At 70.2% G+C, this 21,319-nt stretch carries 18 protein-coding genes and 2 tRNA genes; 2 read left to right on the top strand and 18 right to left on the bottom strand.

Translation table 11 applies throughout. From position 1 onward, the window contains the following. Positions 1-24: 24 nt before the first annotated feature. The gene (locus tag U8525_RS22420; protein ID WP_374268320.1) at positions 25-1,146 is read right to left on the bottom strand and encodes a cytochrome-c peroxidase; all 1,122 of its coding nucleotides are present in this window, start codon (positions 1,144-1,146) and stop codon (positions 25-27) included. Positions 1,147-1,338: 192 nt separating this feature from the next. Then, the gene (locus U8525_RS22415; protein ID WP_374268319.1) at positions 1,339-2,103 is read right to left on the bottom strand and encodes a hypothetical protein; all 765 of its coding nucleotides are present in this window, start codon (positions 2,101-2,103) and stop codon (positions 1,339-1,341) included. Between the two features lie 88 nt (positions 2,104-2,191). On the opposite strand from U8525_RS22415, the gene U8525_RS22410 reads away from it, so the two are divergent. After that, on the top strand, positions 2,192-3,334 hold the full coding sequence (locus U8525_RS22410) for an acyltransferase family protein (protein WP_374268318.1): 1,143 nt from the start codon (positions 2,192-2,194) through the stop codon (positions 3,332-3,334). Positions 3,335-3,471: 137 nt separating this feature from the next. On the opposite strand, the gene U8525_RS22405 is transcribed toward U8525_RS22410, so the two are convergent. Then, positions 3,472-4,656, bottom strand: a complete 1,185-nt coding sequence (locus U8525_RS22405; protein WP_374268317.1) for a tRNA-uridine aminocarboxypropyltransferase — start codon at positions 4,654-4,656, stop codon at positions 3,472-3,474. Positions 4,657-4,760: 104 nt separating this feature from the next. Here U8525_RS22405 and U8525_RS22400 point away from each other — a divergent pair, with 104 nt between their 5' ends. Then, entirely contained in the window at positions 4,761-5,501 is a 741-nt protein-coding gene (locus tag U8525_RS22400) for a 16S rRNA (uracil(1498)-N(3))-methyltransferase (protein WP_374268316.1), read from the top strand. On the opposite strand, the gene U8525_RS22395 is transcribed toward U8525_RS22400, so the two are convergent. The 15 genes from U8525_RS22395 to U8525_RS22325 form a co-directional block, all read right to left on the bottom strand. Further along, positions 5,482-6,864: a DUF2914 domain-containing protein gene (locus tag U8525_RS22395; RefSeq protein ID WP_374268315.1), complete on the bottom strand. Its 1,383-nt coding sequence runs from the start codon at positions 6,862-6,864 to the stop codon at positions 5,482-5,484. The genes U8525_RS22400 and U8525_RS22395 overlap by 20 nt on opposite strands. Before the next feature lie 100 nt (positions 6,865-6,964). Then, complete coding sequence (grxD, locus tag U8525_RS22390; RefSeq protein WP_374268314.1) at positions 6,965-7,282, bottom strand: Grx4 family monothiol glutaredoxin; 318 nt, start codon at positions 7,280-7,282, stop codon at positions 6,965-6,967. Positions 7,283-7,299: 17 nt separating this feature from the next. Next, a complete protein-coding gene (locus U8525_RS22385) occupies positions 7,300-7,557 on the bottom strand; it encodes a BolA family protein (RefSeq protein WP_374268313.1) in 258 nt (85 codons plus the stop codon). Beyond that, a complete protein-coding gene (locus U8525_RS22380; RefSeq protein ID WP_374268312.1) occupies positions 7,557-8,102 on the bottom strand; it encodes a YqgE/AlgH family protein in 546 nt (181 codons plus the stop codon). The genes U8525_RS22385 and U8525_RS22380 overlap by 1 nt, the downstream gene beginning before the upstream one ends. Positions 8,103-8,162: 60 nt before the next feature. After that, positions 8,163-8,612 (bottom strand): response regulator, encoded by a 450-nt coding sequence (locus tag U8525_RS22375; protein WP_374268311.1) that lies wholly within the window; start codon positions 8,610-8,612, stop codon positions 8,163-8,165. Positions 8,613-8,677: 65 nt separating this feature from the next. Next, positions 8,678-9,490, bottom strand: a complete 813-nt coding sequence (locus tag U8525_RS22370) for an ABC transporter permease subunit (protein WP_374268310.1) — start codon at positions 9,488-9,490, stop codon at positions 8,678-8,680. After that, positions 9,487-10,371 (bottom strand): ABC transporter permease subunit, encoded by an 885-nt coding sequence (locus U8525_RS22365; protein ID WP_374268309.1) that lies wholly within the window; start codon positions 10,369-10,371, stop codon positions 9,487-9,489. The genes U8525_RS22370 and U8525_RS22365 overlap by 4 nt, the downstream gene beginning before the upstream one ends. 3 nt (positions 10,372-10,374) lie before the next feature. Then, positions 10,375-12,036, bottom strand: coding sequence for a peptide ABC transporter substrate-binding protein (locus U8525_RS22360; protein WP_374268349.1), 1,662 nt, complete (start codon positions 12,034-12,036; stop codon positions 10,375-10,377). Between the two features lie 172 nt (positions 12,037-12,208). Continuing rightward, a complete protein-coding gene (lon, locus tag U8525_RS22355; RefSeq protein ID WP_374268308.1) occupies positions 12,209-14,662 on the bottom strand; it encodes an endopeptidase La in 2,454 nt (817 codons plus the stop codon). Between the two features lie 194 nt (positions 14,663-14,856). Next, positions 14,857-17,043: a prolyl oligopeptidase family protein gene (locus U8525_RS22350; protein ID WP_374268307.1), complete on the bottom strand. Its 2,187-nt coding sequence runs from the start codon at positions 17,041-17,043 to the stop codon at positions 14,857-14,859. 190 nt (positions 17,044-17,233) lie between these two features. Next, positions 17,234-18,517 (bottom strand): ATP-dependent Clp protease ATP-binding subunit ClpX, encoded by a 1,284-nt coding sequence (gene clpX, locus U8525_RS22345; RefSeq protein ID WP_374268306.1) that lies wholly within the window; start codon positions 18,515-18,517, stop codon positions 17,234-17,236. Positions 18,518-18,750: 233 nt separating this feature from the next. Then, positions 18,751-19,371 (bottom strand): ATP-dependent Clp endopeptidase proteolytic subunit ClpP, encoded by a 621-nt coding sequence (gene clpP / locus U8525_RS22340; RefSeq protein WP_374268305.1) that lies wholly within the window; start codon positions 19,369-19,371, stop codon positions 18,751-18,753. A gap of 47 nt (positions 19,372-19,418) precedes the next feature. Then, complete coding sequence (gene tig, locus U8525_RS22335; protein ID WP_374268304.1) at positions 19,419-20,696, bottom strand: trigger factor; 1,278 nt, start codon at positions 20,694-20,696, stop codon at positions 19,419-19,421. A 104-nt stretch (positions 20,697-20,800) separates the two neighbouring features. After that, a tRNA-Leu gene (locus U8525_RS22330) sits at positions 20,801-20,882 on the bottom strand. A gap of 129 nt (positions 20,883-21,011) precedes the next feature. Further along, positions 21,012-21,084, bottom strand: a tRNA-Lys gene (locus U8525_RS22325). Positions 21,085-21,319 lie beyond the last annotated feature (235 nt).

Genomic DNA, 21,319 nt, shown 5'->3' with positions numbered 1-21,319 from the left:
GGCGGGGCGCGATGTTTCCGAAGGCTACGACGGGTCCGGCTTGGGGGTGCGCCTCGTGCTCGGGGGCAGGGGCGGCGCGGCGATGCGCTCGGCGGGGGGCAGCTCGCCGGTGAGGCTCTTGAGGAAGGCCACCAAGTCGGCCACCTCGCCGTCCTTCAGCGTGCGCCCCAGCTGGTAGCGGCCCATCAGGCGCACCATGGTGGGCAGGTCCTTCACGCTGCCGTCGTGCAGGTAGGGCGCGGTCATCTCCACGTTGCGCAGGGTGGGCACGCGGAAGTAGCCCCGGTCGTCCTCGTTCTTCGTCGCGTCGAAGCGGCCCGCGTCGGTGAGGGCCGGGTACGCCTCCACCAGCCCCAGCTTCTGGAACGACGCGCCGCCCACCGCCGGGCCGTTGTGGCACGTGGTGCAGCCGGTGGTGACGAAGGCCTCCAGGCCGCGCTGCTCCTGCGCGCTCAGGGCCGCGTGCTCCCCCGCGAGGAAGCGGTCGAAGCGCGACGGCGTGGTGAGCGTGCGCTCGAAGGCGGCCAGCGCCCGGGCGGTGTTCGCCAGCGAGACGGGCTTGCCGCTCTTGGGGAAGGCGGCGCGGAAGAGGGCGGTGTACTCGGGCATGGAGGACAGCGTGGCCTCGACGCGCTTCGCGTCCGGCATGGCCATCTCCACCGGGTTCATCATCGGCCCCTCCGCCTGGGCCTCCAGCGTGGCCGCGCGGCCGTCCCAGAACTGCGCGACGTGGTGGGCCGCGTTGTAGACGGTGGGCGAGTTGCGGCTGCCCTTCTGCTTCTTGTGCCCCTCCGACAGCGCCTTGTTGTCCACGCCGAAGGTGTCCAGGCCGTGGCAGCTGTTGCAGGACACGTCGTGGTTCTTCGACAGCCGGGGCTCGTGGAAGAGCATGCGCCCCAGGGCCACCTGCGCCGCGGTGTCCTGGGGCAGCGGCGCCTGGTTGCGCGGGGCCTGGAAGAAGTGCGACGCCAGCTTCGCCACCGCCGCGGCGTCCGGCGCGGCGGGCTTCGGGGCCTGCTCCACCACCGGAGCGGGCGCGGGCGGCTTCGCCTCCGGAGGCGCGCTGGACGAGCGCTCACAACCAGAGAGCGCGCCCACGCCCAGCAACGACAGGGTGAACCCGAGCAGCAGTCGATTTCGCGGCATGTGCGGAGCCTCCCGTGAACGACAAGGCGCGGGGCGCACCGTACCAGCGCCCCGGCTGTTCGGCCCCGCGACGGAACGCCGCACCCCTCCCCCAGGCTTTCCCCTTCCATCAGTCGCGCACCGCCCGCCCGGACAGCGGCCCGGCGGACTCCGGGGGCCCTGCGGAACAAACCCCACACCGCTACCTCTTCTTCAAGGTCCCGGCGGCGTGCCGGGCTCAAGCAGCGGCGCATCCGCCTGGAAGCGGGGCGCCCCGGAGGACGACGGATGCGGGACGACGACACGGGCGACAAGGGGCGGGAGGTGGACGTCCTCGTCTGCCGCAAGTGCCTGGCGAAGAGCGCCCGGAGCGGAGGACAGGACCTGCCGCGCTGGCTCCAGGGAGCGCTGGCCGAGCGGGGCCTCGCCGGTCAGGTGCGCGTCACGCCCACCGGCTGCATGAACCAGTGCCCGCGCCGACAGGTCACCGTGCTCGTCTCCGACACCGGGGATCCCGAAGGCCGCCTGCTGCTGGTGGAGCCCCTGCTTCAGCGCGACCTGCTGCTGAAGTTCGTGGAGCGCCGCGCCCGTCCGGACGCGCCCGGTGGCGACGCTCCGGGGCGGGGGCAGGAGCACCTCGGTGATGAACCGGTCCACGAGGAACGCGGCCAGTAGCCCCGTGGCGGTGCCGGCGGTGTCCCACGCCAGGTCCTTCACGGAGAAGACGCTGCCACGGGCCCGGTCGTACACCTCCTTGCCCAGTCCCACGCCCAGTCCCAGTCCCACGCCGCTGAGCGCCCGCGCGCCCGGCGAATCGAAGAGGACGGCGCCCGCGCCGTAGCCCACGCCCGTCGTGGCCACGCACGCGGCGAAGTGTCGGGGCTTGTCCCTGCCGAACCAGTCGTCGCCCGACGCCGCGCGGGCGGAGACCGGGGCGGCGAGCAACAGCAGGGCGGCGAGCGGGGGACGGGCGGACATGCATCCATCCTGTAGCATCCGGTGCACGGGACGGAACCTGGGCTGGGAGTGAAATCCAGGTCATTCCCGTGCCTGCCGACCCCCACGGTTGGTACGTTTTGGAGACGAGGCCCGAAGGTGGGCTTATGCTCGGTTCGTTTTGAAAGGCTTCGGTCCCCCGCTCAACTTCCGGCAGACCCGTCACCCCGCGCTTGATGGAGCGCGCGGACTGGCCGTGCTCGCCATGGTGATGGGTCACACGCTGGACGCGCTGCTGGCGCCCGCGCTCAAGGACCACCCGTGGGTCCAGGAGTACTGGAAGGTCCGGGGCATCACCGCGCCGCTGTTCCTGCTGGTGAGCGGCTGGGCGGTGGTGATGGCGCTGGGCACGAAGCCCGGCGCCGCGAAGGACTCCTTTGGCCGCCGGTTCCGCCGGGCGCTGCTGCTGCTCTTCCTGGGCTACCTCCTGCACTGGCCCGGCTGGGGCACGGTGCGCGAGCTGGGCTTCTCCGACGCCATGCTGCGCAAGGTGTTCCAGTTCGACGCGCTCCAGTGCATCGGCGCGGCGCTGCTCGTGGGCGCGACGGCGCTGGTGCTCACGCCGCACCTGGGCGCGCGAGGGCTGCTCCTGGGTGCGCTGGCGGTCGGCATCCCCCTGGCGAGCGCCTGGATGTGGCAGGCGGGCGCGCACCTGCCGGTGCCGTTGCAGCAGCTCATCGGCAGCGGGGAGGGCAGCCGCTTCTCGTTCTTCCCCTGGGCGGGCTACTTCTTCGCGGGCGCGTTCGCCGCGCATGGGCTGCACCTCCTGAAGCCGGGCCCGCCGCAGGGCTTCGCGCTGCTCGCGCTGGGCGGAGCGCTGCTGGCGCTCACCCGCTGGGTGCCCGTGGAGTGGACGCCCACCAGCCCCACGGTGGTGCTGTACCGCGTGGCGGAGGGCCTGCTGGTGCTGGGCGGGGTGAACCTGCTGCCGCAGCGGCTGAGCGGCCTGCTGGCGCCGCTGGGCCGGCTGTCGCTGTGGATCTACGTGCTGCACCTGCCGGTGGTGTACGGCTGGGCGAACATCGGAGGCCTCGCGCAGCGCATCGGTCCCCGGCTGGGCATGGCGGCGGCGCTGGGCGTGTCCGTGGTGCTGCTGGTGGCCTGCTACATCGTCGCCCGGGTGGGCCGCTGGACGCGCGAGCAGGCCCGTCCGTGGCGCGCGGGCTCCACGACGCTGGAGGCCAGCGTCGGCACCGCCCGCCTGGGCCAGTAGCAGGGAGCCCGCCCGCCCCGGGTGCCGAGCCGCTCCTCCGCGCAAGAAGCCCGGTCCCCCCTTGAGCGCAGCGCCAGCGCGAGCGGCCCTCAGCCCTCGGAGCCGGTGCGCGCAGCGCCAGCGCGAGCGAGCGGCCCTCAGCCCTCGGAGCCGGTGCGCGGCAGCTTCGCGGGCGGCTGCGTGGCGCTTCCCCGGGCCACCAGCTCACGCGTCACGGACTCCAGCGCGCTGATGCGGCGGCCCGCTCGGCCCCGGGCCCACGTGGCCACCTCGGGCGCCTTGAGCAGGCCCACCGCCTGCTCCACGCCCCCCGCCTTGCCCTTGAGCGCCCGCGCCGTGGCCAGCCGCACATTGCGCGCGGCCCTGCGCCGAAGGCCCCCGCTCCACAGCAGGTCCAGGGCGAACGTGGTCCACACCGTCAGCGCGTCGTCCGGGCGCAGGAACGCCTCGAAGCGGGCCAGCGCCTGCGCGCGCGGCTCACCGGCGCGCAGCGCCTCCTCCGACAGCTCCACGTGCAGCGGCGTGCTGTGCGCGAGCGGCTGCTCCGGCGCGATGACCGCCTCGAAGCGCTCGCCCGTGGCGAAGCGGACCGCCACCAGGTGCACCAGCTCCGGCGGGATGCCCGTCTCCAGCGGGTGCGCGTTCGCCTCCGCGTAGAAGAGGACCAGCCGGTCCGCGGCCTCCGCCAGCGAGCGCAGCTCCAGCGGCGGGCGCCACTCGCCCTTGTAGATGCGGCGGCGGTTGGGCGTCGTGCGCGTCTCCTGCCGCTCCAGCTGCGTGTCCACCATGAACTCGAACGCGCCCAGCATCTTGTCGAAGTAGTCCGGCCTGCCCTCCAACTGGCCCAGGATCTCCGCCACCGCCTCGATGGTGGAGACGCAGTGGTCCGCCGGCTCCGCGCGGATGCGGTAGTTGCTCGGGCGGCGCGGCACGAAGCCGATGCGCGGCAGCGCCGCGAGCACCGGGTTGCGCATCACCACCTTCTTCGCCTGCGGCCAGGTGCCGTCCACGACGATGAGCGTCTCCGGCGGGTTCGCCTGGGCCTCCTCCACCGTGATGGCGTCCTCGCCCGGGAAGAGCACCGCGACGCGCTCCGGGTGCTTCGCCAGCTCCTCCAGCCGCGCGTGGCCGGTGAAGTCCACGCCCCGGTGCAGCTCCGAGTTGGGCAGCGACAGGTGCGCCATGCGCGCCGTGCCGATGGCCACGCGCCGCTCCCGCGGATGCTGGAGGAACACCACGCGCGTGCGCGTCTGGAGCTGGGGGACGTGCGCGCAGTAGCACGCGCTTTCGGGACGCAGACACCGGATGCAGAAGGTACGCACGCTGTGGCCCTTTATCACGGCCCGGCGCCGGCGGCCGGGGCGGCCCACCTCGGGAGGCTCGCCCCCTCCCCTGCCCGGCCGGGAACGGCTACATGAGGGGGACCGTGAACCTGCTCCTGCTCTTCGACGAGGACTTCCAGCCGGACGGCACCGCCCGGCTCACCGGCCGCCGCGCCCAGCACGCCCGCGAGGTCCTCAAGGCCGAACCCGGCGAGTCCCTCCGGGTGGGCCGCCTGAACGGCCTCACCGGCACGGGCGAGGTGCTGGAGAACACCCCCGGCGTGCTCCACCTGCGCGTGGACCTCACGGAGGAGCCCCCGCCCCGGGCCGGCGTGGACCTGCTCCTGGCCATCCCCCGCCCCAAGGCGCTCAAGAAGGTCCTGCCCGCCGTGGCGTCCCTGGGCGTGGACCGCATCGTGCTGGTGAACGCGGCCCGCGTGGAGAAGAGCTACTTCGACTCCAAGGTGCTCAACGAGGCCTTCGTCCGCGAGCTGCTCCTACAGGGCCTGGAGCAGGCCCGCGACACGCGCCTGCCGGAGGTCCTCATCCGCGAGCGCTTCCGCCCCTTCGTCGAGGACGAGCTGAACGACGTCTTCGGCCCGGAGCCCCTGCGCCTGCTCCCCCACCCGCCCTCCAGCCACTCCCTCCAGGCCCGGGACATCACGCACGCCACGCGGGTGGTGCTCGCCATCGGCCCGGACGGCGGCTGGGTGCCCTTCGAGGCCCAGTTGCTGGAGACGCACGCCTTCCAGCCCTTCTCCCTGGGTCCCCGTATCCTGCGCGTGGAGACGGCGGTGCCGGTGCTGCTGGGTCAGGTGACGCTGCTCAAGGCGCCGGCGCCGTAGGCGCGGGAGCGGGCGTGGGCACCGGAGCGGGGGGCTGGAGCCGCTGCCAGTCCTCCAGCGAGATGGGCTTGATGACCTTGAGCACGGACACGTCCACCCTCTCCGGACGCGGCTCGGTGCGCGTGTCCTCGGTGACGGTGAAGTTCAGGCGGTTGATTTCGTGCCCGTCCTCCGTCTCCAGCACGACGCGCCAGTCGCCCGGCTTGGGCGTGGTGCCCGGGTTCGCGTAGTAGCGGTAGCCGCCCTCCGTGCCGTTGCTGCTCACCGTGGCGAGGAAGCCCTTGCCCAGCGCCGTCCAGCCCTTCTCCGGATGGTCGAAGTACCAGCGCACGCGCACGCGGTACTGCTGGAAGCCCTTGGGGGCGAAGATGCGGAAGAAGTACACGGGCTGCTCGCCGGCGCGCACCGCGAAGTCCTGGTCGCCGTGGTGGAACGCCGTCCACACCTTCCACCAGGGCTGCGCCTCCGACGTCAGGTGGTACACGCCCGGGGAGACGCGCTTCACCGCGTGGTAGATGCCGCTGTACTGCACCGCCAGGGGCACCGGCGGAATCACGCCCAGGAAGTAGCACCCGAGCAGCAGCGCCTGCGCGCCGAAGCCGGGCACCGCCACCGAGCGGAGCAGCGCCTTCGCGTCGTCCGGGCGCCACCGCTGCACCGCGCGGAGCAGCCCGTACACGCTGCCGCAGCCCAGCGCGACGGACAGCGTGAAGATCCACCACCCCACCCGCCCCAGCAGCACCGGCAGCAGCGACGCGAAGTACAGCGTCACGCACAGGCTGAAGATGGCCACGCGGATGACGGGGCCCAGCTGCCGGAAGCGCGGCAGCTCGTTGGCCACCAGCAGGCCGAACATGCCCGCCATGAACAGGAGCGGCGTGAAGCCCGACGAGCTCTTGAAGAGGAACAGCGTGAACGCGCTCAGCAGGCTGCCCAGGAAGAAGTGCAGCGCGTCCTCGCGGAAGCGCCACACCTTGGCCAGCAGCCTCGGCGGCTCCACGCCCTCGGGGTAGCGCTGCTCCAGCACCAGCAGGACCGCGAGGATGGCCAGGTACGCGAAGTTCTGCACCTCCGTGAGCGCATCGTCCACGGGGCTCAGCGTGAGGACGTCGTAGAGGAAGCCCGCGAAGAAGAAGAGGGCCATCTCCTGCTTCTCGTACTTCGCGCGGAACGCCTGCACGCGGTCCACCAGCGTGGGCGTCTTCTCCGTGCTGACGAGGTCGTCCGGATCCGCGACGGCGGCGCCGGGCGCGGCGACCGCGACGTTCGCGCCAGGAGGGAGGGGACCACCCTCGACCGGCACTCCGGGCACTTCGGTGGACGCGTCCTGCGGCTTCGACTCGGGCGGTGTGACGGTGGGCACGGCGGCTCTCAACCCCTCTTGGCGACCGCCGCCCAGTCTACGCGGGGGACGGGGCCCGGGTCTCCCCCCGGGCCACCTGGCCCCCGCGCGGGACGCCCGGCTACTTGGGGCCGGCGGCGACCAGCGCCTGGAGCTCGCCGCTCTGGTCCAGCTCCATCAGGATGTCCGAGCCGCCCACGAACTTCCCGTGGATGTAGACCTGCGGAATCGTGGGCCAGTTGGAGTAGTCCTTGATGCCCTGGCGCACGGCGGGGTCCGCCAGCACGTCCACCGTGTGCACCTGGCCCAGCGGCTGGAGCAGCTGGAGGGCGCGCGCGGAGAAGCCGCACTGGGGGAACAGGGCGTTGCCCTTCATGAAGAGGACGATGGGGTGCGACTTCACCGTCTCGTCGAACTGGGCCTTGAGGGTCGGATCCATGAGTCGTTGCTCCTTCTTCAGCGGGGCCCGAGCTTCTTCCACTGCTCGGGCGAATAGGTCTTGAGCGCCAGCGCGTGCAGCTCGCCGGACTTCAGCCACGGCTGCAGCGGCGCGTACACCAACTGGTGCTGCTCCACCATCGTCTTGCCGGTGAAGGCGGGGGAGATGACGCGCGCCTCGAAGTGGTCTCCCGTCCCCGTGGTGTCGTTCAGCTCCACCTCCGAGCCCGGCAGGGCGTCCAGGAGGTAACGGCGCAGCGTCTCGGCGTCGAGCATCAGTTCATCCCCTTTCCCATCACCAGCATGGCCGGGTCCACGCCCAGGCCGCGCAGGGTGGCATCCCACAGCTTCACCGGATCCTGCCCCAGCACCGCGTCCGCGGTGGCGTCCGCGAACAGCCACGAGCCGGCGGCGATCTCATTCTCCAGCTGCCTGGGGCCCCAGCCCGCGTACCCCAGGCAGAAGCGCACGCGCGGGTGCGCCCGCTGTAGCAAGGGGCCCAGCGCGTCCAGGGTGACGCTCAGGTAGAGGCCGGGCAGGACGGGGTGCTTCTCCGCCACGGTGTCGTCGTCGTGCAGGACGAAGCCGCGCTGGGGCTCCACCGGGCCCCCCACGAACACCGGCTGCGACACGCGGTCCGTCGCGATCTCCATCGACTGGCCGCGCGCCAGCTCACCGAGCGTCAGGGACGCCCCCCGGTTCACGACGAGCCCCATGGAGCCCGTCTCCCCGTGCTCGATCATCAGGATGACCGAGCGGTAGAAGTTCGGGTCTCCAAGCTGGGGCATGGCCAGCAGGAAGCCGGAGGCGAGGTTCTTCACGCCAGGGAGCATCGGCCGTCCGGCGGGGGTGTGCAACCGGAACCCGCTCCCCCGCCGTCCTCAGTGCCAGCTGTGATGCTGGGTCTTCAGCGCCTTGGCCAGCTTCTCCGGATCCAACGGCTTGCCGATGAAGAGGTCCGCGCCCAGGCCCTTGCACTTGCGCGCGGTGGCCGCGTCGCTCATCGCGCTCACGCCGATGAGCACGGCCTGCGGGAAGCGCTCGCGCAGCCGGGACATCAGGGTGGTGCCGCTGCGGCCGGGCAGGAACACATCCACGATGGCGGCGTCCATGCGCTTGTTGCGCACGGCGAACTCCGCCTCCTCCGCGCTGCCCACCTGGATGGCGTCGTAGCCCCAGCCGCTCACCAGCTCCACCAGGAGCTCGCGGTGGGCGGGGTCGTCCTCCACCACCAGCACGGCGCCCCGGACGGCTTCCTTGCGCAGGCCGTCGTCACGCGGACGCTCATCACGGGCAGGCGAGAGGGGGATTTCTTCCGTCGGGAGCGACATGGTGTTCACCTGAGGGCAAAGGGTTTCCGTTCGGGTGAAACCGACGCCCCCATGTGGGGCATTCCTCACACTTCGCGACGGGTACCTCCCCCCAATGCCTGGGAAGCGAGCGAGGCGCCAAGCACCAGCAGGACGAGCAGCCCCCAGGCGGGAAGCACCACGCGCCCGCCGCCCTCGTAGATGAGCGCGGCGTAGGACGTGCCCAGGTAGCGGCCCAGGGACATGGGCTCCATGCGGGCGATGCCGAAGAAGCTCACCGTGGACTCGGTGAGGATGGCGCTCGGCAGGCGGCTCAGGAACACGGCCAGCACGAAGGGCCGCAGGAGCGGCCACAGGTGCACGCGAAGGATGTGCGCGCCTCCGCCGCCCAGGGCGCGCGCGGCGGCGACGTACTCCTGGCCCTCCAGCGTGGCCAGGCGGTCGCGGAACATGCGCGCGGGGCCGGCCCAGCCCACCAGGGCCAGCGACGTCACCATCAAGCCGAAGGGCCCCAGGCCCTCGCCCATGCCCGCGTCCATGAGGGACTGGCCGGCGAGCTGGAGCACCATCACCACCAGCACGTCCGGCAGGGCGAACACGGCGTCGACGGCACGCAGGAGCACCTGCTCCGCGGCGCCGCCGGACAGCCGCGCGAGCGCCGCGACGGCCAGCCCCAGCGCGGTGGACAGCGCACCGGCCGCGAGCCCCACGGCCAGGGACACCCACAGGCCGCCGAAGGCCAGCTCGCATACGCTGCGGTCGGGGCGGTTCAGGTCCCAGCCGAGCGGACACGTGTGCGTGAGCGCCTCGGGGAACAGGCGGCCGGCGACGAGGCTCAGCACGCCCAGGCCCACGAGGAGCACGAGCCCCACCCAGGCGCGCACGGGAACGCGGCTCAAGCGCGGGCCTCCCGGGCGCGGGGATCCACGAGCATGCGCAACAGCTCCACGGTGAGGCTCACGACGACGAGCACGGCGGCGAAGGTGGTGGTGGACACGACGACGACGGCGACCTGCTTGTTGAGGACGGCGAGCACGTAGAGCTGGCCGAAGTACGGCAGGCCGAAGACGCGCTCCGCGGCGAACGAGCCCGCGAGCAGCGCGGTGGCGACGGGCGTCACGGCGTCCAGGAGCGCGGGCCACACGTTGGGGAGGACATGGCGGCGCAGCACGGTGCCGGGGTCCAGGCCCTTGCCGAGCGCGGTGCGCACATAGTCGCGGGACAGCTCGGTCTCCAGGGCATCACCCACGAGCGTGCCCAGGAACGTCCCGGGCCAGATGGCGATGACGACGGCCGCGCACAGCTCCGGCAGCAGGTGCCCGCGCTCCACCACGGCCGGGGCCAGCAGCAGCGCGGGGATGAACACGGGCGTCCCGAACGCGATGGCGGGGAGCACGTCCCCCAGCGCGGCGAAGCGCCCGCGCCGCCAACGGGTGCGAAGGAGCGCGAAGCCCACCGCCCACGCGAGCGCCAGGGGCAGCGCGACGAGGCCCACGCCCACGCTGCCGGAGAGCTTCTGCAACAGCTCGTCGCCGGTGATGCCCTGCGCGCTGGTGCCCAGGCGCTCTCCGGCGAAGAGCTTCTCCCAGGGCCGCAGGAACCCGAGCGGCTCACCGATGCCCAGGTCGCGCTGGTACGAAGCCGCCAGCTCCGGGGACACCTGCCGCTTGTTGTCGCTCTCCGTGGTGAGCGGCAGCGCGGCCATGAGGAGGTACGAGGCCACCGCCACGACGGGGACGAGCACGAGCTGGCGCACGAGGCGCGTCGCAAGGAGGCACATGCGCTAGGGCCCCTGCCCTTCCGCGCGGGCCGAGGTCGCGTCCTCCGCCCCCAGCCGCAGCGCGCGCAGCGCGAGGAAGTTGAACGGATCCACGTCCAGGCCGTGCAGCCGCGCCCGCGCCCGGAAGTAGCGGTCCGGGTGGTACAGCGGCGCGATGACGGCCTCCTCCCCCACCAGCAGCTCCTGCGCCTTCGCGTACAGCGCCCGCGCGTGCACGGGGTCGGGGTCGCCGTCCGCCTCCTCTAGCAGCTGCTCGAAGCGGCGCATCGGCTCGCCGCCGCCCTGCGTCTCCCATCCCGTCTGGTGGTTGCCCTGCCGCTCGAAGAGCGTGAAGAACGTGTTCGGGTGCGCGTAGTCCGCGCCCAGCCGGCGCAGGTACAGGTCATACGCGCGCGGCCCCTGCGGCGTCCTGCGAGCCACCTCCGCGGAGAAGTCCGACCGCGAATCCACCACCACCCGCACGCCCACCCGAGCCAGCTGCGCCGCGATGCGCTCCGCCAGCGCCTCCTCCGGCACGAACGAATCCCCCGCCTTCACCACCAGCCGCAGCGGCCGGTCCAGGCCCTTCACCTCCGCCAGCTCCGCCTTCGCCCGCTCCGGCGCGTAGCGCGGCAGCCGGGCCGCCTGCTCCGGCGTCGCAGCATCCGGCAGCTCCGGCGGCAGCAGCACGTTCGTCGCGCGCGCGGCCGGCAGCAGCCCCGCGAGCAGCGCCTCCCGGTCCAACGCCCGGGCCAGCGCCCGGCGCACCTCCGGCCGGTCCAGCGGCGGGCGCTCCGTGTTGAAGCCCAGGAAGTACGTGGACAACAGCGGCTCGCGCTTCAGGTCCGCGGCGCGCATCCCCCGCAGCGCCGCCGCGCTGTCCACGAAGACGAAGTCCACCCGGCCCCGCTCATACAGCGCCGGGCCGATCTCCGACTTCATCAGCGTCAGCACCGGCGCCGGCGTCTCCCCGGGCCCCATCGGCGGCGGGAACGCGCTGCGAGGGTTGTAGACCAGCCGCACGCGCTCCCCCGCCCGGTCCCACCGCTCCACGCGATACGGCCCCACGGCCAGGGGGCGCCCGTCGCGAGGCCGGTCGAAGTAGTCGCGCACCGCCTCCTCGGACTTCCCCTCCAGGTCCGCCGAGGGCGCGGGAAAGAACAGGTACACGTTCGCGAGCCGCGCCAGGAAGTAGCTCCGGGGCCGCGCCAGCGTCACCCGCAGCGTCCGGGCCTCCACCGCCTCCACGCCCACGCGCGCAAGCGCGGCCTCCACCTCCGGCTCCGGGGCTCCGCGCTCCAGCAGCGCGAGCACCTCCTCCGCCCCCTCCAGGTCCGCCATCTCGCCGCGCTCGCGGCCCAGGAGCGCCCGGTGCCACCCGAACACGAAGTCGCGAGCCGTGACCGGCGAGCCGTCCGACCACGTCGCGTCCGCGCGCAGCTGGAACGTGTAGACCTCGCGCCCGGCCGCGTCCGTCTGGCGCGCCCACCGCTCCGCCAGGCCCGGCCGCACGGAGTGGTCCGCCCCCAGCGTGGTGAGCCCCTTCTGCGTGGCCAGCATCACCGGGTAGTTCACCCAGCTCATCGGATCCGAGTGGCTCCAGTCGAGCGTGGTGGGCATCGCCGGCATCACCACCTTCACGCCCGGCTCGGGCTGGAAGCCGCACGGCCCGCAGGCCGCGGCCATCACCAGCACCAGGGAGTAGGACAGGATTCGCGCGCGGGGAGCCACCGCCCGCGTTGTACCCCGACCGGCTCCAGAAAAGAGAGAAGCCAGGAGACCGGCGACCCCTGGTCGGCCGGCATCCTGGCTTCGTCACCGCCCGGCCCCTTCAAGGGGCCCGGGACTCACACCGGCCTCAGGCCTGCGACGGCGTGGACACGACCTCCGCCACGGTCAGCCCCGTCTTCAGGTTGTCCCCGGCGCCCTTGCGGCCGAACTCCTCCGGCTTCTCCAGGAGGAGCGCCTCGCGCAGCACGTCGTCCACGAACTCCACCGGGACGATGCGCAGCGCCTTGCGGATCTTCAGCGGGATGTCCTTCAGGTCCTTCTTGTTCGCCTTCGGAATCAGGACCGTCTTGATGCCCGCGCGGTGCGCCGCCAGCGTCTTCTCCTTCAGGCCGCCGATGGGCAGCACGCGGCCGCGCAGCGTGATCTCCCCCGTCATCGCCACGTCCTTGCGGACCGGCACGCGCGTCAGCGCGCTCACCAGCGCCGTGGCCATGGTGACGCCCGCGGACGGACCGTCCTTGGGGATGGCGCCCTCCGGCAGGTGGACGTGGATGTCGTAGTTCTCGAACACCTTGCGGTCGATGCCGAAGCGCTCCGCGCGGCTGCGCACGTAGGACATGGCCGCCTGGGCGGACTCCTGCATCACCTCGCCCAGCTTGCCGGTGATGATGAGCTTCCCCTTGCCCGGCATGGACGTGGCTTCCGTGGTGAGGATCTCACCGCCCAGCTCCGTCCACGCGAGGCCCGTGACGATGCCCACCTGGTCCTCGCGCTCCGCCACGCCGTAGCGGAAGCGGGGCGTGCCCAGGAACTTCATCGCCTGCCTGCGGTCCACCTCGATGAGGTCCCGCTTGCCGTTCTTCAGCACGTCGCGGGCGATCTTGCGGAACACGCCGCCAATCTCACGCTCCAGCGAGCGCACGCCCGACTCGCGCGTGTACCGGTGCACGATGGTCTTCAGCGCGTCGTTGGTGATCTCGATCTTGAGGTCCGAGAGGCCGTTGGCCTCCTGCTCCTTCGGGATCAGGTAGCGCCGGGCGATGGAGAGCTTCTCCGGCTCCGTGTAGCCCGCGATGCGAATCACCTCCATGCGGTCCTGCAGCGGACCGGGGATGTTGTGCATCGTGTTCGCGGTGCAGATGAACATCACCTTGGACAGGTCGTAGTCGAGGTCCAGGTAGTGGTCATTGAAGTTGTGGTTCTGCTCCGGGTCCAGCACCTCCAGCAGCGCCGCGCTCGGGTCGCCGCGGAAGTCCGTGGACATCTTGTCGATCTCGTCCAGGAGGAACACGGGGTTGTTGCTGCCCGCCTTCTTCAGGGACTGGATGAGCTTGCCCGGCATCGCGCCGATGTACGTGCGGCGGTGGCCGCGGATCTCCGCCTCGTCGCGCACGCCGCCCAGCGACAGGCGCACGAACTTGCGGCCCGTGGCCCGCGCAATGGAGCGCGCCAGCGACGTCTTGCCCACGCCCGGCGGCCCCACGAAGCACAGCACGGGGCCCTTCAGCTTCTTCACCAGCTGCTGCACGGCCAGGTACTCGAGGATGCGCTCCTTCGGCTTCTTCAGGCCGTAGTGGTCCTCGTTGAGCACCCGCTCCGCCTCGGTGACGTCCAGCCGGTCCTGCGTCTCGTCGTACCAGGGCAGGCTGATGATCCAGTCGATGTAGTTGCGGACGACCGTGGCCTCGGCGCTCATCGGGCTCATCATCCGGAGCTTCTTCAGCTCCTTCTTGACCTTGAGCGTGGCCTCCTTGCTCATCCGCTTGTTCTTCAGCTTCTCTTCAATCTCCTGGATCTCGTTCTTGAACTCGTCGCGCTCACCCAGCTCCTTCTGAATGGCCTGCATCTGCTCATTCAGGTAGTACTCCTTCTGGGTCTTCTCCATCTGCTTCTTGACGCGCGTGCGGATCTTCTTCTCCACCTGGAGGATCTCGATCTCGCCCTGCATCAGCTCGTAGAGCTTCTCCAGCCGCTTGGCCGGGGACTCCGTCTCGAGCAGCGCCTGCTTGTCGTTCAGCTTCAACGACAGGTGCGCGACGATGGTGTCCGCCAGGCGCGCGGGGTCGTCGATGCTGGCGACCTGCATCAGCATCTCCGGCGGGATGCGCTTGTTGAGCTTCACGAAGGCTTCGAAGACGGAGTGGACGGAGCGCACCAGCGCCTCCAGCTCCACGCTCTTCTCCAGTTGCTCCTCGACCTCGTCCACCTCGACCATGAAGAAGGCGTCGTTCGGGTGGAACTTCTTCACCTTGGCGCGGCGCACGCCCTCCACCAGCACCTTCATCGTGCCGTCAGGCAGCGGCAGGAGCTGGATGAGGTGGCCGATGGTGCCGAAGTGGAAGATGTCGTCGGGCGAGGGGTCGTTCGTCTTGGCCTTCTTCTGGGCGGCCAGCAGGATGACCGCCTTGTCATCCGGCCCCTTGTGGGCCATCGCGTCCTTCAAGGCCGCGATGGACTTCTCCCGGCCGACGAACAGCGGAACCACCATGTGCGGGAACACGATGATGTCCCGAAGGGGCAAGAGCGGGATGGTGAGTCCCCGCTTCTGGGCTTCCTTCTTGTCGTCACGTCCGAAGAACATGTATCCGCCACCCGCTGGCCTGCCGTACGGGCAGGCCCTTCAAGAGTTGCCCACATGGCGCCCAAGCGCGCATGCAGGGTGAAACACCGCTCTATAACACGCCGGTCGCAGGACCCGTTCCCCGCACAGATTGGGGGTTCCGCACCCTGCCTTCAAGGGAACACCGGGCGGCAGGACGGTGTCCTGCCCCGATTCTAGCGGCTCTCGGCCGCCCCCCCGGCGTCCGACCGGGCGACGTCCAGCGCCTGGAAGAGGAAGGCATACATGTCCACGCTGGACTCGATGGCCTTGGCCACCTGGTCCGCCCCGCCGTGGCCGGCGTTCGCCTCGATGCGTAGCAGCGTGGGCGCGGAATTGCCCTTCGCGTTCTGCACCGCCGCCACGAACTTGCGCGCATGCATGGGGTCCACGCGGTCGTCGTGGTCCGAGCTCATCATCAAGAGCGCCGGATACCGCACGTCCTCCCGCACGTGGTGGTAGGGCGAGTAGGCGTACAGGGTCTTGAACTGCGCGGCGTCCTCCGCCGACCCGTACTCCGGCACCCAGGTCCGCCCGCTGCCGAACAGGTGGAAGCGCACCATGTCCAGGAGCGGCACCCCGCACACCACCGCGCCGTACAGCTCCGGGTGCTGCGTCATCGCCGCGCCCACCAGCAGGCCGCCGTTGCTGCCGCCGTAGATGGCCAGCTTCCTCGGCTGCGTGTACCGCTCCTTCGCCAGGTACTCGGCCGCGCCGGCGAAGTCGTCGAACACGTTCTGCTTGTTCGCGCCCCGGCCCGCCTCGTGCCACGCGGTGCCGTACTCACCGCCGCCGCGCAGGTTGGCCACCGCGTAGATGCCGCCCGCGTCCAGCCACGGGAGGATGCTGGCGCGGAAGGTGGGCTGCATGCTGACGAAGAAGCCGCCGTACCCGTACAGCAGCGTGGGCGCGGTGCCGTCCTTCTCCAGGCCCTTCTTGTAGACGAGGAACATGGGCACCCGGGTGCCGTCCTTCGACGTGTAGAAGACCTGCTCCGTCGTGTACGCGTCCGGGTCCATGGGCACCTCCACCTTCGCCCACAGGTCCACCTTCCCGCTCTTCACGGACGTCCGGTACACCTGCCGCGGCGTGGTGAAGGAGCTGTAGGAGAAGTAGGCGTCGTCCTGGTCCTCCAGGCCCAGCAGGTTGCTGGCGGCGCCCACGCCCGGCAGTTGCACGGTGCGCACCGGCTTGCCCTCCAGCGTGGTGATGCGCAGCTCCGTGGTCGCGTCCTTGAGGTACTCCAGCGCCAGGTGGCCGCCCACCAGCGACACGCTCTCCAGCGCCGCCTTCGGGTCCTCCGGCACCAGCTCCTTCCAGTTGGCGCGCTCGGACTTCTTCGGGTCCACGGCGAAGACGCGCTGGCGCGGGGCGCCCTCGTCGGTGACGACGTAGAAGCGGTCCTTCCACGGGATGACGCTGTACTTGGCGCCCTGGCCCTTCACGAGCAGCCGCCAGCCCTTCTCCCCCGGGTGCTTCCAGTAGACGTCGTTCTCGCTCCAGCCGCGGAGGATGGACGCGAAGAGGTACTTGCCGTCGCGCGACAGGTCGCCCTGGAGGAAGGTGGTGGGGTCGCCCGTGCGCTCGTGCACCACCACGTCCTTCTTCGGGTCCTCGCCCAGCTTGTGGAACCGGAGCTCGGTGTAGCCGGGGCGCGCGTCCACGGGGATGGAGGGGTCCGTGGGCAGCCACTCGTAGTAGAAGCCCTTGCCGTCCGGGGTCCAGTTCGTGTTGGCGTACTTCGCGCCCTCGATCACGTCCACCTTGGACCACTCACCCGTGTCCACGTCGATGACGTGCAGGGTGGCCTCGTCCGCGGCGTTGGGGCGCACCGGGAAGGCCACGCGCTTGCCGTCCCACGACGGCACCCAGCGCCCCAGGGACACCGGGCCGTCCTTGCTCATGACGTTCGGGTCCAGCAGCACCTTCTCCTGTCCGGACTCGCCGTCCTTCCAGTAGACGATGGCCTTCTCCTTGTCCTTGTGGGTGCGCATGTAGAAGTAGCGCTGCCCGCGGCGGAAGGGCGCCGTCACGGAGTCCACGTAGAAGAGCTCCGTGAAGCGCCTGGCCAGCGCGTCGCGGCCCGGCAGCTTCGCCAGCGCGTCGCGGGCGAAGCCGTCCTGTGCCTTCATCCAGGCCTGCACCTCCGGCGCCTTCTCGTCCTCCAGCCAGCGGTACGGGTCCGCCACCTGCTGGCCATGCAGCGTGTCCACCACCGCCTCGGAACGGGTCGCCGGGTAGGCCATGCGGGAGGGCCCCTCCTGGGCCGGAGCGCTCGGCGCCGCGGAGGACGCGGCGGGAGCTTCTTCACGCGTGGCTTCCTTCGCGGAAGTGCAGGCCACGAGCGACAGCAGGGCAGGCATGAGCAGCTTTCTCATGGGGGACAGCAGATACAAGAAGCCCCCGCCCCCGGCCCGGAAAAAAGCGCGGCCCGCCCCCACGCCCGGATGCCCGCTGGATGAAGAAGAAGGGCGCGCCCCGGTCCGTGACCGTGACGCGCCCCGCCATCCCCTTCAGGCCCTTGTAGGCCCCGGGAGGTGGTTCCCGCTCAACTCAGGCGGATTCCTTCTTCGGCTCCGGCGTCTCCTTGTTGTCCTGCGAGTGCAGGACGACGGGCTCGCTCTTCTTGAGGATGACCTCCTCGGAGATGAGCACCTCGCGGGCCGTCTTGCGGGACGGGATCTCGTACATCACGTCCAGCATGGCCGTCTCCAGGATGGAGCGCAGGCCGCGCGCGCCCGCCTTGCGGCGGATGGCCTCCGACGCGATGGCCTTCAGGGCCCCGTCGGTGAACTTCAGCGACACGCCGTCCAGCTCGAAGAGCTTGCGGTACTGCTTGGTGAGCGCGTTCTTGGGCTCGGCCAGGATGTTCACGAGCGCCGCCTCGTCCAGCTCCTCCAGCGCGGTGATGATGGGCAGGCGGCCGATGAACTCCGGGATCATGCCGAACTTGAGCAGGTCCTCCGGCTCCACGTGCTTGAGCAGCTCGCTGAGGTTGCGCTGCTTGCGCGACTGGATCTCCGCGCCGAAGCCCAGGCTGCGCCCGCCCAGGCGCCGCTCGATCACCTGCTCCAGGCCGCCGAACGCGCCGCCGCAGATGAAGAGGATGTTGGTGGTGTCCACCTGCAGGAACTCCTGCTGCGGGTGCTTGCGGCCCCCCTTGGGCGGGACATTGGCCACCGTGCCTTCGATGATCTTGAGCAGCGCCTGCTGCACGCCCTCGCCGCTCACGTCGCGGGTGATGGAGGGGTTCTCCGACTTGCGGGCGATCTTGTCGATCTCGTCGATGTAGACGATGCCCCGCTGCGCGCGCTCGATGTCGTGGTCCGCGGCCTGGAGCAGGTTGACGATGATGTTCTCCACGTCCTCACCGACGTAGCCGGCCTCCGTGAGGCACGTGGCGTCCGCGATGGTGAAGGGGACGTTGAGGATGCGCGCCAGGGTCTGCGCGAGCAGCGTCTTGCCGGAGCCCGTGGGGCCGAGCAGCAGGATGTTGCTCTTCTGCAGCTCCACGTCGTCCATGGCGACCTTGGACTCGATGCGCTTGTAGTGGTTGTGCACCGCCACGGAGAGCGTCTTCTTCGCGCGCTCCTGGCCCACCACGTACTCATCCAGCACGGCCTTGATTTCGGAGGGCCGGGGGATGCGCAGCTTGGTGTCCTTGGTCTCCTCGCGGTCGATCTCCTCCGCGATGATGTCGTTGCACAGCCCGATGCACTCGTCGCAGATGTAGACCGTCGGTCCCGCGATGAGCTTCTTCACCTCCTTCTGCGACTTGCCGCAGAAGGAGCAGCAGAGGGTCTGGTTGTCTCGCTTCTCCACGTTCTTACCCGCCATGAAATCCCTCGCTGCGCCTGAAAGGCCCCAACCCGCTTCGCGTCCGGTCCCCTGCCCTGCCCAATCTAGTCAGCCCTCATCCGGAACGTCCACGCACCTTCCGGGTACTTAACAAGGGGAAAATCCCGGCGAGGGGAGAAACGAGAAGGCCGGAGGCGCGGGAGAAGATTCCCAGCACCCCCGGCCGCCGACCGGGTGCCTGGCGCCCCGGCCTGTCGCGCATGTCGGTGTGTCTACTTCTTCTCGTCCGGCTTCACCCCCGCGACCTTCCGGGGATCCTGGATGGCGTCGATGATGCCGTACGCCTTCGCCTCCGCGGCGCCCATGAAGTAGTCGCGGTCCGTGTCCTTCTCCACGCGCTCGATCGTCTGGCCGGTGTGCTTGACGATGAGCTCGTTGAGCTTGGCCTTCATGCGAAGGATTTCACGGGCCTGGATTTCGATGTCCGTCGCTTGGCCGCGCGCGCCGCCCAGCGGCTGGTGGATCATGATGCGGCTGGAGGGCAGCGAGTAGCGCTTGCCCTTCGCGCCGGCGAGCAGCAGCACGGCGCCCATGGAGGCCGCCTGCCCCACGCAGATGGTGGAGACGGGCGCCTTGACGTACTGCATCGTGTCGTAGATGGCGAGCCCCGCCGTCACCGAGCCACCGGGCGAGTTGATGTAGAGGTTGATGTCCTTGTCCGGGTCCTCGGACTCCAGGAACAAGAGCTGGGCGACGATGGCGTTGGCCACGTCATCGTCGATCTCCGTTCCCAGCATGACGATGCGGTCCTTCAGGAGCCGGCTGTAGATGTCGTACGAGCGCTCACCCCGGTGGGTCTGCTCGATGACGTAGGGGACGGGCATGAAGGGCATGTCGGATGAACCTCGAGGAGGAGCTCAGGAGCCTTGAAGGAAAAGCCTCAAGAATACTTCGCCCGGCCCTTGAGGAATTCAATCGTCTTTTCCTCGCGAAGTCGCAGAGACAACCCAAGGCGCTCGTCCGGGCCCTTGAAGTACTTCTTCACCTGGGCGACCGGCTGGTTGGCCTCGATGGCCAGGTCCTCGATGCGCTTCTCCACGTCCTCGTCGGACGCCTGGATGTTCTGCTGCTGGGCGATGGCCTCGAACAGCAGCGTGCCCTTCACCTCCAGGGTGGCCTTCTCCCGCATCTCGTCGCGCAGGCGGTTGAAGTCCAGGCCCAGCTGGCGCGGGTCGATGCCCTGGCGCTGCATCTGGCGGAAGGCGCCCTCCATCATGGAGTCGATGGCGCGCTCCACCATGGCGCGGGGCACGTCGAACGGGTTCTTCTCCAGGAGCGCCTTGATGAGGGCGTCACGCTCATCCACGGTGGCCTGGTTCTTCTTGGCCTTCTCCAGGTCCGCGCGGACCTTGGCGCGCAGCTCGTCCACCGTCTGCGCGATGCCCGTCTGCTTGGCGAGGTCGTCGTTGAGCTCCGGCACCACCGGCTTCTTCAGCTCCTTGACGGTGATGTGGAAGACGGCCGTCTTCCCGCGGACCTCTTCAGCCTGGTAGTCCTGAGCGAAGGTGTACTCGACGTCCTTGGACTCGCCGACCTTCACGCCCGCCAGCTGCGGGATGTTGCCCTGGATGAGGTCGCCGTCCTGCACGCGCACGCCGATGCCGTCCGCCTTGCTGCCCGGGAAGGCGTTGCCATCCACCTTCGCCTCGAAGTCGATGGTGACCTGATCGCCCTGGGCGGCGACGTCGCGGTCGGTGACGGGCTCGATGCGGCCCAGGTTCTGGCGCATCTGCTCGATCTGCTGGTTCACCGCGTCGTCGGTGACGGTGGTGTCCACCTTGGTGAGGGACAGGCCCTCGAAGTCCTTGGCCTCCACGCGCGGCTTCACCTCCACGCGCGCCTCGAAGCTGAAGGGGGCGCCGGGCTTGAGGCCGGAGTTGGTGACCTGCGGGGAGGCGACGGCCTCCACCTTGTGCTCGCGCACGGCGTCCAGGTAGGCGCGCTGCACGACGCGCTGGATGACGTCGTCCTCCACCTGCTCGCGGTACTTCTGCTCGAGGATGCGGCGGGGGACCTTGCCCTGGCGGAAGCCGGGCAGGCGAACCTGGCCGCTCAGCGCGGCGTACGCGCGGTTGAGCTCCTCAGCAACGCGGGCGTTGTCGACCTCGATGGAGAGCTTCTTCTCGATGGGAGAGAGCTCCTCGACCTGGACCTTCATGCGGGCCTCGCTCGCCGCCTCCACGGGCCTTCGCGTCCCGGGGCGGCAACCGGAAAGTGGGACGTGCGGCTTTAGGGGATAGGCACGAACGGGTCAACGCGAAATGGGCGAGGAGGGACTCGAACCCTCACACCTTGCGGTACCAGATCCTAAGTCTGGCGCGTCTACCAGTTTCGCCACCCGCCCGACGCGTCGTGCGACCGTCCTACCGCGAAACGTCCGTGGGGGACAGGGGCTTTCCAGCGCAGGGGGACAGGCCAGGGCCCGCCGGAAAAAGCACAGGGCCCCTTCCGTTTCCAGAAGGGGCCCTGCGAGTGAGAGCGGAGGGAATCGAACCCACAACCTATGGATTAAGAGTCCATTGCTCTGCCAATTGAGCTACGCTCCCGGCTTGGTTCGTCTGCCGCGTTGGCTGCGCGACGTCCGAGGTGGCGCGGTGAATACCGGGCGCCGCCTGTCCTGTCAAAACGTTTTTGCACGCTCGCTTCATTCTCAGCGCTGGAACCGGATGGCCGGCGTGCGGCCGGCCATCCCCGGCGCCGGGAAGCGATGCGAAGGCGCTGCCCGGCTCGCATGTTGATCCACGCCTCGGTTCGCGCTGCAGGCCTGTAGCAGGTGCCCTT

Origin of the sequence: Corallococcus sp. RDP092CA (assembly GCF_041903675.1) — a bacterium.
Lineage (GTDB): Bacteria > Myxococcota > Myxococcia > Myxococcales > Myxococcaceae > Corallococcus.
The sequence above is the reverse complement of the archived record's forward strand: the minus strand, read 5'-3'. Positions and strand labels throughout refer to the sequence as shown.

Excerpts from the sequence above, each read along its gene's own strand:
- U8525_RS22420 (WP_374268320.1), bottom strand. The coding sequence starts at position 1,146 with ATGCCGCGAAATCGACTGCTGCTCGGGTTCACCCTGTCGTTGCTGGGC.
- U8525_RS22415 (WP_374268319.1), bottom strand. The coding sequence starts at position 2,103 with ATGTCCGCCCGTCCCCCGCTCGCCGCCCTGCTGTTGCTCGCCGCCCCG.
- grxD (WP_374268314.1), bottom strand. The coding sequence starts at position 7,282 with ATGGATCCGACCCTCAAGGCCCAGTTCGACGAGACGGTGAAGTCGCAC.
- U8525_RS22385 (WP_374268313.1), bottom strand. The coding sequence starts at position 7,557 with ATGCTCGACGCCGAGACGCTGCGCCGTTACCTCCTGGACGCCCTGCCG.
- U8525_RS22375 (WP_374268311.1), bottom strand. The coding sequence starts at position 8,612 with ATGTCGCTCCCGACGGAAGAAATCCCCCTCTCGCCTGCCCGTGATGAG.
- U8525_RS22365 (WP_374268309.1), bottom strand. The coding sequence starts at position 10,371 with ATGTGCCTCCTTGCGACGCGCCTCGTGCGCCAGCTCGTGCTCGTCCCC.
- U8525_RS22360 (WP_374268349.1), bottom strand. The coding sequence starts at position 12,036 with ATGGCCGCGGCCTGCGGGCCGTGCGGCTTCCAGCCCGAGCCGGGCGTG.
- lon (WP_374268308.1), bottom strand. The coding sequence starts at position 14,662 with ATGTTCTTCGGACGTGACGACAAGAAGGAAGCCCAGAAGCGGGGACTC.
- U8525_RS22350 (WP_374268307.1), bottom strand. The coding sequence starts at position 17,043 with ATGCCTGCCCTGCTGTCGCTCGTGGCCTGCACTTCCGCGAAGGAAGCC.
- clpX (WP_374268306.1), bottom strand. The coding sequence starts at position 18,517 with ATGGCGGGTAAGAACGTGGAGAAGCGAGACAACCAGACCCTCTGCTGC.
- clpP (WP_374268305.1), bottom strand. The coding sequence starts at position 19,371 with ATGCCCTTCATGCCCGTCCCCTACGTCATCGAGCAGACCCACCGGGGT.
- tig (WP_374268304.1), bottom strand. The coding sequence starts at position 20,696 with ATGAAGGTCCAGGTCGAGGAGCTCTCTCCCATCGAGAAGAAGCTCTCC.